Source organism: Tolypothrix tenuis PCC 7101, from assembly GCF_963874875.1.
Lineage (GTDB): Bacteria > Cyanobacteriota > Cyanobacteriia > Cyanobacteriales > Nostocaceae > Aulosira > Aulosira tenue.
On sequence record NZ_CAWNJS010000001.1, the window covers coordinates 1371568 to 1387412 of the forward strand.

General features: G+C 39.2%; 13 protein-coding genes. 8 read left to right on the top strand and 5 right to left on the bottom strand.

Features of this window, described 5'->3' with window-relative positions:
- Positions 1 to 77 precede the first annotated feature (77 nt).
- The 3 genes from AACU25_RS05535 (at position 78) to AACU25_RS05545 (ending at position 4384) form a co-directional block, all read left to right on the top strand.
- Positions 78 to 1433: a DUF815 domain-containing protein gene (locus AACU25_RS05535; protein ID WP_096574266.1), complete on the top strand. Its 1356-nt coding sequence runs from the start codon at positions 78 to 80 to the stop codon at positions 1431 to 1433.
- Positions 1434 to 1535: 102 nt separating this feature from the next.
- Positions 1536 to 2858, top strand: a complete 1323-nt coding sequence (locus tag AACU25_RS05540) for a tellurite resistance TerB C-terminal domain-containing protein (protein WP_422641099.1) — start codon at positions 1536 to 1538, stop codon at positions 2856 to 2858.
- 197 nt (positions 2859 to 3055) lie between these two features.
- Positions 3056 to 4384 (top strand): ATP-binding protein, encoded by a 1329-nt coding sequence (locus AACU25_RS05545; RefSeq protein ID WP_096574267.1) that lies wholly within the window; start codon positions 3056 to 3058, stop codon positions 4382 to 4384.
- Positions 4385 to 4736: 352 nt separating this feature from the next.
- Here AACU25_RS05545 and AACU25_RS05550 read toward each other — a convergent pair whose 3' ends face one another.
- Entirely contained in the window at positions 4737 to 4871 is a 135-nt protein-coding gene (locus tag AACU25_RS05550) for a hypothetical protein (protein ID WP_255325173.1), read from the bottom strand.
- Between the two features lie 361 nt (positions 4872 to 5232).
- Here AACU25_RS05550 and AACU25_RS05555 point away from each other — a divergent pair, with 361 nt between their 5' ends.
- On the top strand, positions 5233 to 8439 hold the full coding sequence (locus tag AACU25_RS05555; RefSeq protein ID WP_096574268.1) for a glycoside hydrolase family 15 protein: 3207 nt from the start codon (positions 5233 to 5235) through the stop codon (positions 8437 to 8439).
- A gap of 89 nt (positions 8440 to 8528) precedes the next feature.
- Here AACU25_RS05555 and AACU25_RS05560 read toward each other — a convergent pair whose 3' ends face one another.
- A complete protein-coding gene (locus tag AACU25_RS05560) occupies positions 8529 to 8843 on the bottom strand; it encodes a YkvA family protein (RefSeq protein WP_096574269.1) in 315 nt (104 codons plus the stop codon).
- A 453-nt stretch (positions 8844 to 9296) separates the two neighbouring features.
- Between AACU25_RS05560 and AACU25_RS05565 the strand changes: the two genes are divergently transcribed.
- The 3 genes from AACU25_RS05565 (at position 9297) to AACU25_RS05575 (ending at position 11925) form a co-directional block, all read left to right on the top strand.
- Positions 9297 to 10070 carry a MotA/TolQ/ExbB proton channel family protein gene (locus tag AACU25_RS05565; RefSeq protein WP_096574270.1) on the top strand — a complete coding sequence of 258 codons (774 nt, stop codon included), beginning with the start codon at positions 9297 to 9299 and terminating at the stop codon, positions 10068 to 10070.
- Positions 10071 to 10178: 108 nt separating this feature from the next.
- Positions 10179 to 10853, top strand: a complete 675-nt coding sequence (locus tag AACU25_RS05570) for an ExbD/TolR family protein (protein WP_096574271.1) — start codon at positions 10179 to 10181, stop codon at positions 10851 to 10853.
- A 706-nt stretch (positions 10854 to 11559) separates the two neighbouring features.
- A complete protein-coding gene (locus AACU25_RS05575) occupies positions 11560 to 11925 on the top strand; it encodes a phage holin family protein (protein ID WP_096574272.1) in 366 nt (121 codons plus the stop codon).
- A 187-nt stretch (positions 11926 to 12112) separates the two neighbouring features.
- On the opposite strand, the gene psb29 is transcribed toward AACU25_RS05575, so the two are convergent.
- Positions 12113 to 12820 carry a photosystem II biogenesis protein Psp29 gene (psb29, locus tag AACU25_RS05580; protein ID WP_096574273.1) on the bottom strand — a complete coding sequence of 236 codons (708 nt, stop codon included), beginning with the start codon at positions 12818 to 12820 and terminating at the stop codon, positions 12113 to 12115.
- A 283-nt stretch (positions 12821 to 13103) separates the two neighbouring features.
- Between psb29 and AACU25_RS05585 the strand changes: the two genes are divergently transcribed.
- Positions 13104 to 13700 (top strand): chromophore lyase CpcT/CpeT, encoded by a 597-nt coding sequence (locus AACU25_RS05585; protein WP_096574274.1) that lies wholly within the window; start codon positions 13104 to 13106, stop codon positions 13698 to 13700.
- A gap of 113 nt (positions 13701 to 13813) precedes the next feature.
- Here AACU25_RS05585 and AACU25_RS05590 read toward each other — a convergent pair whose 3' ends face one another.
- Positions 13814 to 14182 carry an STAS domain-containing protein gene (locus AACU25_RS05590; protein WP_045869161.1) on the bottom strand — a complete coding sequence of 123 codons (369 nt, stop codon included), beginning with the start codon at positions 14180 to 14182 and terminating at the stop codon, positions 13814 to 13816.
- A gap of 394 nt (positions 14183 to 14576) precedes the next feature.
- Positions 14577 to 15629: an oxygen-dependent coproporphyrinogen oxidase gene (hemF, locus tag AACU25_RS05595; protein ID WP_096574275.1), complete on the bottom strand. Its 1053-nt coding sequence runs from the start codon at positions 15627 to 15629 to the stop codon at positions 14577 to 14579.
- Positions 15630 to 15845: the final 216 nt, after the last annotated feature.

The window sequence follows — 15845 nt, forward strand, 5'->3', positions numbered from 1 at the left end:
TGTGTAGATTTTGATTTTGCGGCCGCGGTCGCCAGACAATTTACCATAGCTGTTGAAGCTCATCACCCAATTGATTGATGGATAGTCAAGCGATGTTGTCTACCGGAAGCACTTCATCCTCTGCCAAAATTCAGTTCCTCCAGCGCCAAGCAGCCTCACTATTACTTTACCAATCTGTTCTGCAAAGCGAAGTGGGGATTGCTTTTCTGGAGTTGTTGCAAGCGATACGATACACTGATGCCGATGGGCGAGGTTGCCTACAAGCCTACGGCAATTACTTTCACGCCTTGGCTGCGAACAATCAAAATTGGGAAGATTACCTCATTAGTCAAATTCTGATTGCGGAAAATCCCTTTAGCAAGCAGGCGCAACAGCAAGAATTTGCAAATATCCCTGTTGCATTAGTCGCCGCAGCACAAAATGATTTACACCTGTTGCAGAGTTTATATGAGTGCAGTAGCGCGGCTTTGAGTGAGTGGGTACAAACGGTAGCACATCTACCAGTTTCACCTGTCGTTTGGTACAAAGAGCAAGATAAGGCCGAAGTAGAAAATAAGGCAATTGCATCTCTTCACAATTCGGATAATTGGGCTGATGCAGTAGAGGATTTAGCAGCTTATTATCGCCAGTGTGGTACAGGTTTATTTGCAGAATATCGGGCTTTGCGCTGGCAAGGTGGTAACTTTGTGGGTATTAAGCATCCTGACCCTGTGAGACTGGGTATAATTGCAGGTTATGAGCCACAACGGGACGCTTTGTTAAAAAATACAGAATTTTTATTAGCAGGGGAAACTGCACTGCACGTATTACTTTATGGTAGCCGCGGTTCAGGAAAATCTTCTTTAGTCAAAGCTTTGTTAAACGAGTATAGCGATCGCAATCTCCGTTTAATAGAAGTCACAAAATCGGAATTGCGAGACTTACCGCTGATTGTAGAACAATTGCGGGGTGTACCACAGAAATTTATTATTTTTGTCGATGACCTTTCCTTTGAAGAAGATGACGATGCTTTTAAAGCCCTCAAGGTAGTGTTAGAAGGGAATTTAACTGCACGTCCTGAGAATGTAGTTGTCTACGCCACATCCAATCGCCGCCACTTGATTCGCGAGTTTTACACAGATAGGCCTGCGCCCAAAGATCACGAAGAAATCCATGTTTGGGATACCATGCAAGAGAAGCTTTCCTTTAGCGATCGCTTTGGTTTAACCTTGACCTTTGAGGGGGCAGATCAGAAAACATATTTAAAAATTGTCCGGCATTTAGCAGCACAAGCAGAAATTAATATTAGTCAAGAAGACTTGGAGTATCAAGCATTACAGTGGGCTACTCGCCATAACGGTCGTTCTGGACGCACAGCAAGGCAATTTATTGATTTCTTAAAAGCTGACTTAGCAGTTTCTGGTATAAAAAATCATACAGATGAGCCTGAATAGGGCAATTAGTAAGTTGTTAGTTGCAATCTTTGAATACTTTCAGAACCATGTTATGTGCCAATCTTCACAACCGCAGACTTCCCAGAGACAAAGTGAGGGGTCATGTCCTTAAAAAGTAATGATGTTGACAAGGTGACTAGGCCAAAAATCAATAATAATATGCACTCAGCAGTATTAAGCAATCGATTATTTCTAGGAATAGTAGCCTTTAGTGTCAGTTTTGGTCTTAGTCTTGTCCCCAACTGGGATTATTCTAAAGCCTTTGTCACAGGTATCATTACTGTAATTGCTACCTATGCAGCCGCATTATCTGTAGATAAGCGGCGCAAAAATCACGAAATGCTGATCTTAAGTTCTTTGCGAAAGCGCATCAAAGAACTAGAGGAATTAAAATCTCGAATTGCTAGAGAAGTGCATCAACTTGAAGAACACCGCAATTCCTTATATACAGAATCAAAAAACTTACAAAATAAAGTAGCTGAATCTCGCAATCAACGAGATAGTATTCAACGCGAACTCAGTACTTTTGCGGGACAAAAGAAACAGTTCGAGCATGAAATTACCGTTATTAGTACAGAAATTCATAACTTAGAGCAAAATAAAGCAGAACTGAATAATGCAGTTTCTATGCTCAATGCAGAAAAACGCCGTCTGGAATTAAACTGTAACGTCTCTCGTTCCGAAATTAATCAGTTACAGCATCAAATTAGCGAACTTCTGCAAGAAAAAGAAGAAATAGAAAATAATATAACTCTCCTAGGTAGACTGAAACCACAAATCGAAGAAAAACTCTACGAACTGCGAATTGAACTGCAAAATTTAGAAGTTGAGTTTAACCAAAAAAATCAATTATTGCTAAACACCAGCAATAATACAGAAAATATAGAATCTAACTTAAATGACGTACAAACTAAAATAGGAGAACACCAAGCAGAACTCCAGAAATTACAAGCGCAAATATTTTTATTACAAGAAGAACGCGACTTGTTGCAAAGTCAAGTTTGGGAATTACTTCAGCAACTGGAAACACTTAACCCCGAACCATTAGCAGATAGAAGACATGAAGAAAATGTAGAATTATTTCCGTTTGCAGAATTAATTGAACCCCTAGAAACAATAGATATCAAAACTGATACATTTGAGGCTTTATCTGAAGAATGGCATCATTTATTTGAGCATCTACAAAATCATGAAATTGACGTTATCAAAGTCCTAGCATCTCCCGAAAATAGCCAAACTACCATTAAACAGATTGCAGAAGCAAATATTACCATGCCAAATTTATTAATAGATGCAATCAATGGTAAAGCCAGTGATACTTTAGGTGAATTAATTATTAATACAAATGTGGAGCCACCAGAAATTTATCCAGAATATATCAGCAATGTGAAAAAAATGCTGGCTAACTATCAAGAAGATATATAATAGCTCAAAATAATAGGTCAAATTATTGATTTAATTAGCAGTTTCATAGATGACATCGCATTGCTACAAGTAGATTGTCTGCACCAAATTTATTAAAATATTCATACCATTGTAAAATTATTATAAGGTATGGTATATACCTGACTTAACTTGCTGGCTATAAGCCTCTGCTTTCAAAATCAGGTGAGATCAACTACATGGCAAAGCTCAAACTCTCGAAAAAAATATCCACTGCTTTAATTAATTCCCTAGGTGCGGGAGTAGTACCTCGATTAGGAGTTGAACATATAGCAGTAGGTCGGGAACAAGAACTCAAAAGCCTATTACAGAATCTCGATGATATTGCAGAAGGGGTATCGGCATTTCGGTTTATAATTGGCAACTACGGTTCTGGGAAAAGCTTCATTCTCCAATTGCTTCGCAGCCGTGCTATGGAACAAGGTTTTGTAGTAGCGGATGCGGATTTATCCTCAGAACGCCGCCTAGCAGGAAGCAATAATGAAGGTCTAGCAACCTATCGCGAATTAATGAGTCGTTTCGCTACAAAAACTCGTCCCGATGGTGGTGCTTTAGTCTCAATTTTGGAAGGATGGATTAATAAAATTCAACAAGAAGTAGCCAAAGAAACTAGCTTACGTCCCAATGATGAAGGCTTTGATGACAAAGTTGAGGAAAAAATTCGGGAAGTTGTTCAGTACATTGAAGATTTAGTCCACGGTTTTGATTTTGGCAACGTCATTATTGCTTATTGGCGTGGTTATCGCTTGGATGATGATAACTTAAAAAATGCTGCTATGCGGTGGTTAAGAGGAGAATTCACCACCAAAATTGAAGCGAAAGCTGCTTTAGGTGTGCGTGTGATCATTGATGATGATAGTTGGTATGACTACATTAAACTCTTAGCTAAATTTGTCGCAGAAATCGGTTATAAAGGGCTATTAGTTTTTGTTGATGAATCGGTACATTTATATCAAATATCTACTACAGTAACGCGGGAGAAAAATTATAATCGGCTCCTCGCAATGTTTAACGATACTATGCAGTGCAAAGCCGAACATCTCGGTATTTTTATTGGTGGAACTACAAAATTTTTAGAAGACCCAAATCGGGGATTATTTGCAGACCAAGCTTGGCGCAGACGCACCAAAGAAAGCCGCTTTGTTACTCAAGCTGGGGTACAAGAATATTCAGGGCCAGTAATTAGGCTCAATCCCTTAAGCAAAGAAGAGATACTCACGCTATTGCAACGCATAATTGAGATTCATGCTCAAAATTTTGGCTATGAAAAGACTTTGAGTAATCGCGAGTTAAATGAATTTGTCAAAGAAATTGTTAATCGCTTAGGTGCAGAAGCCTTGCTGACACCAGGAGAGATTGTCAGGGATTTTATTAGTGTATTGAATATTCTGCATCACAACCCCAAGATGGTATTTTCGCAATTGATTCATGATGCTAAATTTAAACCCACTGTTGCCGGAAAAGATGCAACTTTAGATGAAGATAATGCAGCAGAATTTAGTTTGTAATTTTCAAATTATAGGGTGTGTTAAGCCATAGGCTAACGCACCCTCTTTTAATATAATTAGTCACGAATTTGTGTAATCCTGTCCTCAAATAAGTTAGTTATAAATTAAATTCGTGCGAAGTCTCGAATAAATTCTCTCTGGTACTAAAATCTCGCTGATAGATCAATACAGTTCAGTTAAGCTCATTAGGGATTGATTTGTCATTTATTAAAGAAGCCAGATCAATTGGGGGAGAATTCCCCAAACCCCCTCCAAAATTATGGTTTTGTTTTTTTGTTGAGTAATTAGTTGTTTGGTTTTGTTATCAATTAATTTTCTTAACTAAACTGTATTTGCTTATAAATATCCAAACTCATCCTTGGGAACGTTTAAGCGAACCATCAGCATATAGTTCTAATGGCACTAGCTGCAGCTTCCCATTAACTTTTACTTGGGAGTAAACTACTTTTACTAGGGGAGCATTATTTTGGTTATAACGTACAGACATAATTCCTTACCCTCTTTATAAACTTATTAACTTCTGAAGTTATATTACCCATAATCTACTCAATTTATGACTGAGTAGTGTTGCTTCTTCTGTATGATTATTTATCCTACTTTAGAATTAATAAAACAGGTTAAAGATAGGTATAAGTATGTCTGGACGCAGATAAAGATTTTAAAAATATTTTCAGTCCTATCTCCGGGAAAATTCTGTCACCAGATGGTTAACAACAGATGATAATAATTAACTGATACCGCTCTCATCTGTAATATCATTGCTAATACCAGAACTCGATCTGGCTTGGCTCACATCTTTAACTTCACAGTCACAGGGTTGATTTCCGCAAGTTGCGCCTACTAATACCATGAACACTACGTCAGAATTGTATGCTCGCCTAGAGAATTACTATCAGCAAATCAAAACAATTATTCTTAGCCGTCAGAATCCCATTACTGGTTTGCTACCTGCGAGTACAGCTATAACAGCCCACGGCGATTATACTGATGCCTGGGTAAGAGACAATGTTTATAGCATTTTGGCAGTGTGGGGTTTAGCACTTGCGTATCGCAAAATTGATGAAGACAAAGGCTACACCTATGAACTAGAGCATAGTGTAATCAAGCTGATGCGTGGATTGCTGTTTGCAATGATGCGACAAGTTCATAAAGTAGAACAATTTAAACATACTCAGTCTCCCTTAGATGGCTTACATGCCAAATACAACACTGCTACTGGTGATATTGTGGTAGGCGATGATGAATGGGGACATTTACAAATAGATGCCACATCAATATTTTTGTTGATGTTGGCACAAATGACTGCTTCCGGCTTGCAAATAATTTATACCATTGATGAAGTTAATTTTGTCCAAAATTTGGTTTACTACATTGGACGAGCCTATCGCACACCAGATTACGGCATTTGGGAACGTGGTAACAAGATAAATCGAGGTAATGCGGAGTTAAACGCTAGTTCTGTCGGGATGGCTAAAGCGGCGTTAGAAGCCATCAACGGATTAGATTTATTTGGTGTACGTGGAAGTCAAGCTTCAGTAATTCATGTTCTCCCAGATGAAATTGCGCGTGCGCGGGTAACTTTAGAATCGCTATTACCGAGAGAATCTGGTTCCAAAGAAATTGATGCGGCGCTGTTGAGTATTGTTAGCTTTCCCTCGTTTGCAGTAGAAGACGATAAATTACGCCATCGCACCCTTAACGATATCATTAGAAAACTTCAGGGGAAATACGGCTGTAAACGCTTCCTGCGAGATGGACATCAAACTGTTTTAGAAGATAACCAACGTCTACACTACGAACCGTGGGAACTAAAGCAATTTGAGCATATAGAGTGTGAATGGCCTTTATTTTTCACTTATTTATTATTAGATGGCTTATTTAGGAACGATAAAGCACAGGTTGAATATTACCAAGAGCGTTTAGCATCCTTACTCGTAGAACGCGATGGCTTGCAGTTATTACCAGAACTATATTATGTGGCTGAGGAGAATATAGAAGCTGAAAAAGCAGCACCCCAAAGTCAACCCCGATTACCGAATGAAAATGTTCCCCTAGTATGGGCTCAAAGTTTATATTTCCTAGCCCAAATGTTAAATGATGGGCTAATTGCCATTGGTGATATTGACCCTTTAGGTAGACATTTATCTAGCGGTAAAAAACGAGAATCCCTCGTCCAAATTGCTTTAGTAGCAGAAGATGAAGAACTACAAACAAAACTCGAAGTTTATGGAATTGAAACCCAAACACCCAAACAATTAGAACCGATTCAAGTTAGAAATGCTGGGGATCTTTCAACTATTTATACCCAAATTGGGCGTAACGATAAACTAGGCTTAACAGGGCGACCAGTGCGGCGCTTACGCAGTTTAACGACATCGCGCATCTTTCGCATTCATGGTCAAACAATTGTATTTTTACCATCTTTCTTAGATGCCCAACAGTTTTACTTAACTCTTGATTACCATTTTCTGCTCGATCAAATTAGAAGTGAACTCGCTTACATTCAAAAATACTGGAGTGATTTAGGTCGTCCTACCCTGACTTTGATGTTAACCCATACCATGTTAGAAATTGGTTCGGATGCCTTATTAGAATTAATGCAAGAATTGAAAAATGGTGTATGCAATGGTGTCAGGGTAAAACTAGGGCGATTAAATCAATTAATGTTAACAGCAGCAATTCAAAGAATTGATTTTCTGCGAGATGATGAATTTTCCCTACCAGCCGTCAAAGATGCAGGGCTACATTGCTATTATTTGGCATATCATCCCGGTAAAAATTGGCAATTAGGGCATACCCAAGAATTCCAAATGGAATGTGAAACTAACTTGGGATTATTGCTATCAGCTTTACGTGCTTCCGAAAATATTTACGAGCAAATTGAGCTATTGCAGACTTTAAGCCGCTTGCAAGGGCTAGATTTTGATACTGGGTTTGGTGGGCCCAAGGCTGTGGTCACAGTAGATAATTTACTGGATGAAGTATATACCAAAGCTGGCGACTTAGGACTGTGGGCGATCGTGCGTCGGGTTGCAGGTTTGCGACAAATGGTTGATATTGGTTTGTCCGATGCTGTCACGAGTATTTTAGTACGGGGTAAGCAAATTTCTGTAGGTAGAGCTTACAGCGAAGATTCGCTCATTACTGTACCCAAGTCTCACCATGAAATAGCCGAGAAGATTAAAAACTTTTGTCGTGAAGATATCCGCGATCGCGTTTTGACCCAAGAGATTATCATCTATCTGGGTGTCCTAATTAGAACTGAACCCGAACTCTTTCGCGGATTGCTGACATTAAAAGTTGGCTACCTCATCCTATTAATTACCAGCAAACTAGCTAGAGAATTAAACGTCACTCAAGATGAAGCCTATGAATACTTAATGCAGTTATCACCGTTTGAAGTCAAGACGCGGTTGCAAAACGTCTTAGCTGAATATGCGGGGATGAGTAAGCTGTTACGCCAGCAAGAATCACTCCACGTCAAACAAAAAGAAAGCGATATTGATTGGGTATTACCATCCACTAATGATCCAGAAATTGAAGTTTCAGCAGGTGGATGGCGGCGATTCCGCCAAGCTGAAGGCGCAACTGGACGCGTACCCAAAGACTTTTTCCAGCAAGTTTGGCTATTAATGAAACATTGCAAAGGGATCGTGATTGGCGATAAACTAGAACGCCGCAATCGCTTGGATAGTGAATTAATGCTGTCAGAAATGACACCAGGCGAAAAAAACTTTGCTTTATTAGTTGAGCATCTGCTGAATAAAATTGAGGCTCCAGAATACCGTCAAGTAAATATTGAAGCATTAGTTGAGCTAGGAGCGATCGCAGCCAATAACCCCAACCTGCAAGTAGAAGAATATATCGTCTTAGATGTATTAATTGGTCATGCCGTCAGATTAGCATGGTTAGATGCCCATCCCGAAAGAGGCGATCGCTATGATGAGGATAAGGCCAATGCTTGGCGATCGTTTTACAATACCTCTCCTAGAGATTGCGCTAACTATATTTTGAAAGCTTTCCGCTTCTTGACGGAGTTTGTCAAAGAGATATAAACCACCCGGGAAATAAGCTTTTACGTCACAAAAAATATCCCCCTACTTAGAAAGCAGGGGGTTCGTCAAATTTTATATTTTTTAAAAAACTACTTGACAGATACAGCATCAACATCGACAGTATTTCCGGTGGCGCTAGAATCCTCGGGTGTAGTACTTGTATTGGTTTCTACATAACCCTTACGAGCTTTCCAGCCTTCAATCACGAGTCCAGATACCTCAGTCACTAGCAGGGTAAGCAGTAGAACATCATCAATTTCTCCCACAATGGGAATAAAATCTGGGGCGATATCAATGGGGCTGACAATATAAACTAGTGTTCCTAAAATTACCCACCAACGGTATTTGGGATTGCGAAGCAAATTCCGATACCAAGTGTAAACTGATTCAAGTGAAAATTTCATGTTTTGAACCTCCAGTTACCTTTAATTTTGGCAAATTGTGCTTGAAATTCCCGGTGGGAATAACCGTCCAATTTTGTCTGGGAGATGCTACTAGGGAACTTCCAACTAAAAAATATACAATCGCTCCCTTGATTATGGGAAGCTGAAGAAGCAGTGGAGGAAGAACTATACAATGATATTTGCTCTGAACTCATTGCATAATTTATTTTCTGGAAGTCCTAAAACAATTCAAAATTCCAAATACCTGTGAAAAGGCTTAGGTCTACAAAATTCAAAATTGTTAACTCTAGAGATGATCAGCATTCTGGCTGCTGAGGTTATGTACAGTGAAAATGCAAGATAAATATTGTGATTATGTAATCCGGCATAAGAGTATGGTAGTGGTGCATTAATCTCTAGAATTAAATTGCTTTGGCATAGTTGCTCTAGATATGCAGAGAGGAGACTTAAACCGTGGATATTTTAGATTTGTTTCACAAAGGCGGCCCAGCGATGTGGCCTTTGCTGGCGCTGTCAATTTTAGCTTTGAGTGTGATTTTTGAGCGTTTGTGGTTCTGGCTGCGAATTCTCACTCAAGAAAAAGAAATAGTTGATCGCGTTTTAGATGCTGCTGCTGAGAATTGGGAAGTAGCAGCAGATATTGCTAGACAAGCTACAAATCAACCTATCGGTCGGTTTCTCTATGCTCCGTTGAGACTCACAAAAAACGATGCAGAAACCTTTCGCTTGGCGCTGGAAGCAAACGCAGAAGACGAGCTAGCTGGAATGCGGCGAGGCGAAAAGCTTTTAGAAGCTGTTATTGCACTTGCACCACTTTTGGGATTATTGGGTACAGTTTTAGGTTTGATTCAATCTCTACGTTCAATTCGGATTGGTGACTTGGGAACCGAATCTGCTGCTGGGGTAACTACTGGTATTGGTGAATCCCTAATTAGTACAGCCAGTGGATTAATAGTTGCTATTGTGAGTTTGGTCTTCTACCGCTTATTTCAAAGTTTTGTAGTTAACCAAGTCAAGGTTTTTCGCAAAGCTGGTAATGATATGGAATTGCTTTACCGTCAGTCGCCGCCAGACTTGAGTAATACTGCATCAATAATTTTGCGAGAATCTGCACGGGAAAATTTCACCCCACCCCGTAAACGCGGTAGAAACAAGTTTTCTAATTCTCCAGAAGTTTCAGAACCAACTGATTCATTAGATTCTGAGAATAATCAAAGCAATTCGTAGTTGATAATTCGTAATTCGTAGTTACCATCGTTAATAGGTTTTCCTGAAATTACGAATTACGAATTAATAATTGGTAATTCCAACTCTCAAATAGCCACCAGAGAAACAATGAAAATTAATTTACATACCCCAGTTGAAGAAGTTCAAATTCAGCTTATTCCCTTAATTGATGTCGTTTTTTGTATTTTGACATTTTTCTTATTGGCAGCTTTGCAATTCACTCGCCAAGAAGCAATTAATGCTATTAATCTAGATTTACCTAAAGCTAACACTGGTACATCACCAACTGCCGCACTACAGGGTAATAGCAATATATTACCTGTAACTGTTGACGCTGTTGGTCAAACCTATGTAGAAAAACAAATGGTCAGACGAGACCAATTAGCAGCAATTTTAAAGAATTATGTTCAACAAAACCCTAATGGCGTTTTAGTACTGAATGCATCGCGGACAGCAACATACAACGATGTTATCGAAACCTTAGACTTACTTCGCCAAGTAGGAGGCGATCGCGTATCTTTGGGAATTATACCAAACCAACCTCAAACACCTACTAATTCTACTCTTCCTGGTATTCCAGCTTTTCCCACTAACCCTGGTGCTAATCCTGTACCAAATAATGCACCAGAACCAGGCATCAATCCCCAAGGTAATGTTAATCCTAACTTACCCACAGCACCTACTTCGCCTCAAACTGGTCAAAATCTTCAGATTGCTCCCAATACCACAACACCCAACACAACTGTAGCACCAGGAAAAACTACTTCAACTCCTGCAAGATGATCTGCAAATGGTGCGTTAATTAAGTAACGCACCTTACTGATTATTTAGATAATTTATTTTTTGTATTACCTAAACTGTCACGTATTTAATTTTGTACTAATATTTTTACTTCTTTTTGTAACTCACCTATTACTGGCATTTTAAATTACAAAGTCACTCATGTTTGGGATTAATAACTGTTAAATATCAACCGTCAACATCCACAATTTAATGATGCAACTTGCATGATATACAGCTTAAAACTAAAAATATTCCAAATAAACTTTGCCGAAATAAAAAAACTCTGCTAATTTAGAAATAGTAAGCTGATTTTCAAAAATTGTTTCCCAGTAGACTGAGCATTTATTCGTCTGTTTGTAGTCTTGGTGGGGGTACATAAGTTCGTAATTAGTGCTTGAGTCTTGAAATTTTCAGCACAAGGCTAACTCATTACGAACTCATCGAGATGAATTACACAGGCTATTAAGTTAAAACAGGTTTATTTTGCATATTTACTCATTAAGATAGCTCTTTCTTGAATAGAGATTGACTAGTTAATTACGCTGGCTTTCTGCGTTTATTAAACTAGCATTCCCAAGCCAAGATAGACAAAAATTAATGCAAGAATGTGCAACTTAAATGGGTAATAGCTTAGTATTTTTATCTCAAGAATCAGCACTTTTTCATTTCAATTCCTATCGCCATTAGCATTTTCAGGGTTGTGGAAATGAGTGAAATTTGGAAAATTGTGGTTGTTTGGATAGTAACATCTATCAGTTTGTTGATTATTAGTAAGCTCCCTTTGGGAGTAGAAATTGATACTTCTGATAAAGCATTACTTTCAGCAGCAGTTCTCGGCATTGTAACAGCATTAGTAAGACCAATTCTCGGACTCGCTTTTGTATTACCAAGTCTGCTTACATTAGATATGTTATCCGGCTTGTTTACATTTATGGTCGCCGTTGTTTGTTTTAGTATTGCTGCTTGGTTAGTAGAAGGTTTTCGCTTACGCTTCGGTATTTGGAGTGCCATATTAGGAGCGTTTGCACTCACTATCATCAACAATTTAATTTACCGATTATTGGGTGTATAGCGATTAATCTGAAGTGAAAAATACCCAATTTTCAACCTTCAGCAACAGAGCCAAAACAAAAACCTATTTTGTTATCTGGCTTGGCTAATTTTAAATTTTGAATTGGTATGACTCGAATCTAAAACATACAAACCCCGTAGCCTGATGGTCGGGGTCAATCCAGAATCGAAAATAGTTTTACTATGTACTATTCGTTGGTACTGGGAGGTGCAACAGTAGTAGTTGATTGTTGCTTGCGCTGTTCGCGTTTTTTGCGATCGGCTAAGAGCATATCTGCCATTACTATTAGCGCCTGTGCTATTTTATCGAGATTAGATCGGTAAAGATCCAAATCTTTAGTGAATTTATCATCAGACAGATGCAAGCCAGTAGCAATCTTTTTCAGAGCTTCATTGCGCTGCTTTTCGTCTTTGACTAATTCAGGATCGGAAATTTCCAATAACGAAAATAAACCAATTGCAAATAAGCGGTTGTATTTAAAGTTAGGATTATTGGCGATCGCTTGCAATTGCGCTTGCAAGTCAGCATCTCTATCTAAAGTAGTACTTTGACTCAGCCAGGCAATTAAATCATTTACTGGTAAGCTTTTAGCTATACCTTGCAATCTTTCAGCATCTTGTCTGTAGCGTTGCTCGTCTTGCTCTACAGCCTGACATAAAGCACTAAAAATCGATTCCTTATCCCGTTCTGGTTGGTAGCCTTGCATAAACCGGTCAAAGGTTGTGACAACGCCCAAGCCATAAATCGGATTGTAGCTAAAATCGACATTTACTGACAGCAGATGCATTTCCACCATCAACTCTTCCACTACCCGACGATAAATCGTGTTGATTGGACGGGTGTGAGCAGAGTAGAATGTTCGTTTTGTATCAGAGACAGTACGGACGTTATTCACAAAGAAAATGTTAAGGGCGACGTGTTTTTATTCTCTCGCTTAAAGTCCACTTTGCCAAGTTCGGGTTTCCACTAGCGAGTAAGTGGTTTACAATATTTTTACATTATTAACTATAGTTTACATTTTCATCATCTTAGCTCTGGTATCAAGCTACAGTTAGTCCCCATAAAAATTTTTATGCTTGAGTAAGACAAATATATAACCAGATATTGGCATTGATACAGAGATTTTTATCTGAATATCAGCCTAAAAGTACTATGTTTAACTTTTTATAACTAAATTTATGAGTCTCTCTCCCGAGTTAATCGCTTTAGGTGAGTACCTAGCTGGCGAATTTGATAATAAAGAACAAGCCATTGCTGATCCTGTTTGGTATGTCCACCTCCGAATGTGGCAAAGACCAGTCAATTTATTTACAGAAGACAGTATTACTTTGTTTGCGGAACAAGCTAGTATTGTTAATCTAGATCATCCTTATCGGCAAAGGATTCTACGCTTACAACCAGGACATAGCTCTGATGCACCTGTAAAAGTACAATACTATATGTTTAAAGACCCCAGCCTTTTCATCGGTGCAGGTCGCAATCCAGCTTTACTCAATACATTAACAGCCAGCCAATTAGATTTATTACCAGGCTGTGTCCTCTCAGTTACTCAGCAAATAATAGCCCCTAACTGTTATAAGTTTGCTGCAACCCCACTGCCCAATACTAATTGCAGCTTTACTTATCTAGGTAACACCATCCATGTTTCTTTAGGTTTTGAAGCCTCTGCAACAGAATTTCACAGTTACGATAAAGGAATTGACCCAGAAACCAGAAAAGCTACTTGGGGCGCAGTTTTAGGCCCTTATCGCTATACTAAGCGAGAGCAGTACTGAGTGGTGACTACTAAGGAAGAAATAACATCAAAGGTAATTTGATTTACCTTTGTTACCTTCGGTTGGGGAAATTTCTCCAACTCAGTACTTATGACTCATAACTCAGCACTGTTTTAACTAGCAATGCTCCGAGGTACACCTTCTAAAGCTTCTTCTTCTGTTTCAAAGATTTCAAAAACAGTATCCATCATTGTTACTTCAAAGACAAGTTTGGCTTCTGTGTGTACGTTACAGATGCGGAAACTGCCTTTGAGTTTATCAGCATCCCGCATACCAGCGACTAAAGAAGTTAGTCCAGAACTATCAATAAAATTGACCTGACTGAGATTCACAACTACATGGCGACTGAGTTTGGAAATACATTCCTGTAACTTCAGGCGAAATTGCCAGGCGGTGGTGATATCCAAGCGCCCTGTCGGTGCCAAGACAATAACGGTGTTACCATCTTGGGTTATATAGGTTTTCTGCTCTATCTGAATCACTTAGCCTCCCTATGGCAGTTCTTTGAGAGTTAACTACGTATTTAAAGCTGTTATTGGCGAGTCAAAAGACTTACTTGTTTGGGACGTTTGTTCCATTACTGGGATGATGCCAGCAAAATTAGTAAATTAATTGACTCACCATTAACAGAAACATTTAATCCTGTACTTGAGATTAACAAGCAACAGCTAAAAATGTCACCTATTTTTACTAGGTGGTTATCTTTAGTAGTTTAACTCACTAAAATGGTGCTGAGTGTCCAGATACACGTCTTGGATTTCCAAAAGCAGAAAATAGCAGAATCACAGATGCAAAGCCCTAAATACCAATTCTCTTCGTTAATTCTTGCAGATTGATACCTGCAGATTTACAGAGAAAACTAGAACTCCACAACCCTTAATCCGCAGTATGATTGGGTGCCCAATTTATCCAATCTTGAGGCTTGAGGAAAGTTTCGTACAATTCAGCTTCTGGAGTATTAGCTTCTGGTTGATACCCGTACTCCCAACGTACTAACGGAGGTAGCGACATAAGAATTGATTCTGTACGTCCGTTGGTTTGGAGTCCGAAAATTGTACCTCGGTCGTAAACCAAGTTGAATTCTACATATCTTCCCCGGCGATAGAGTTGGAAATTCCGTTCGCGATCGCCATATTCCATTTGATGGCGGCGTTCTACAATGGGTAGGTAAGCTGGCAAGAAAGCTGCACCACAGCTTTGTACTAAAGCAAACAATTCTTCCCAAGTTCTTTGTGGTAAAGTTCCTACCTGGTTGCTATAAATAGCTGCTTCCCCATTGGGGTTAGGGCCGTGATATAAGGCACCTTGACCATCTTGATAATCCAAGAATAGACCGCCTACACCTCTTGTCTCATTGCGATGCTTGAGGTAGAAATATTCATCACACCAGCGCTTGAAGACAGGGTAATACTCTGGATGATGTTGATCGCAAGCTTGCTTCAGTGTTTTATGGAAATGCTGCGCGTCTTCAGCAAAAGGGTAGTAAGGTGTCAAATCCGCACCACCACCAAACCACCAGACTGGGCCTGCCTCAAAATAGCGATAATTTAAATGGACAGTTGGTGCATAGGGGTTACGCGGGTGTAAAACCAAAGAAGTTCCTGTGGCATAAAAACCATGTCCAGCTGCTTCCGGACGTTGGGTCAAAATGGAAGGTGGTAAATGGGAACCCCAAACTTCAGAAAAATTTACACCAGCCTGTTCAAATATTGCACCATCACGCAGAACACGCGATCGCCCTCCACCACCTTCTGGCCGTTCCCAACTATCTTCGTGAAAATTAGCTTCACCATCTAAATTAGCCAAAGCTGTACTAATTTCATCTTGTAGCTGTTTCATAAACTGACTAACTCTAAGTTTCGCGTCAGTTGGTGGGAGAAACTTAGATGAGTCTACGGCCAAAGTAGGGGTTTGCGAGTTGATCAACATAGATTCCCGAACCTAAATTACAATTTCCAAACAATCAGAAACTTTTAAATTAAAATTTCTGACAAAACACTTGGTTAAAATTTGCTTTTTTCTTACTTGTCAAGCATTTATACGATTGATTAGCAAGACTAGAGTTTATTGTCCCTCAAATGCGTATAGGCTTGTATATTGACGAAGGTTTTTTTTTGAATTTTTTTGATGACAACATCTGGTATT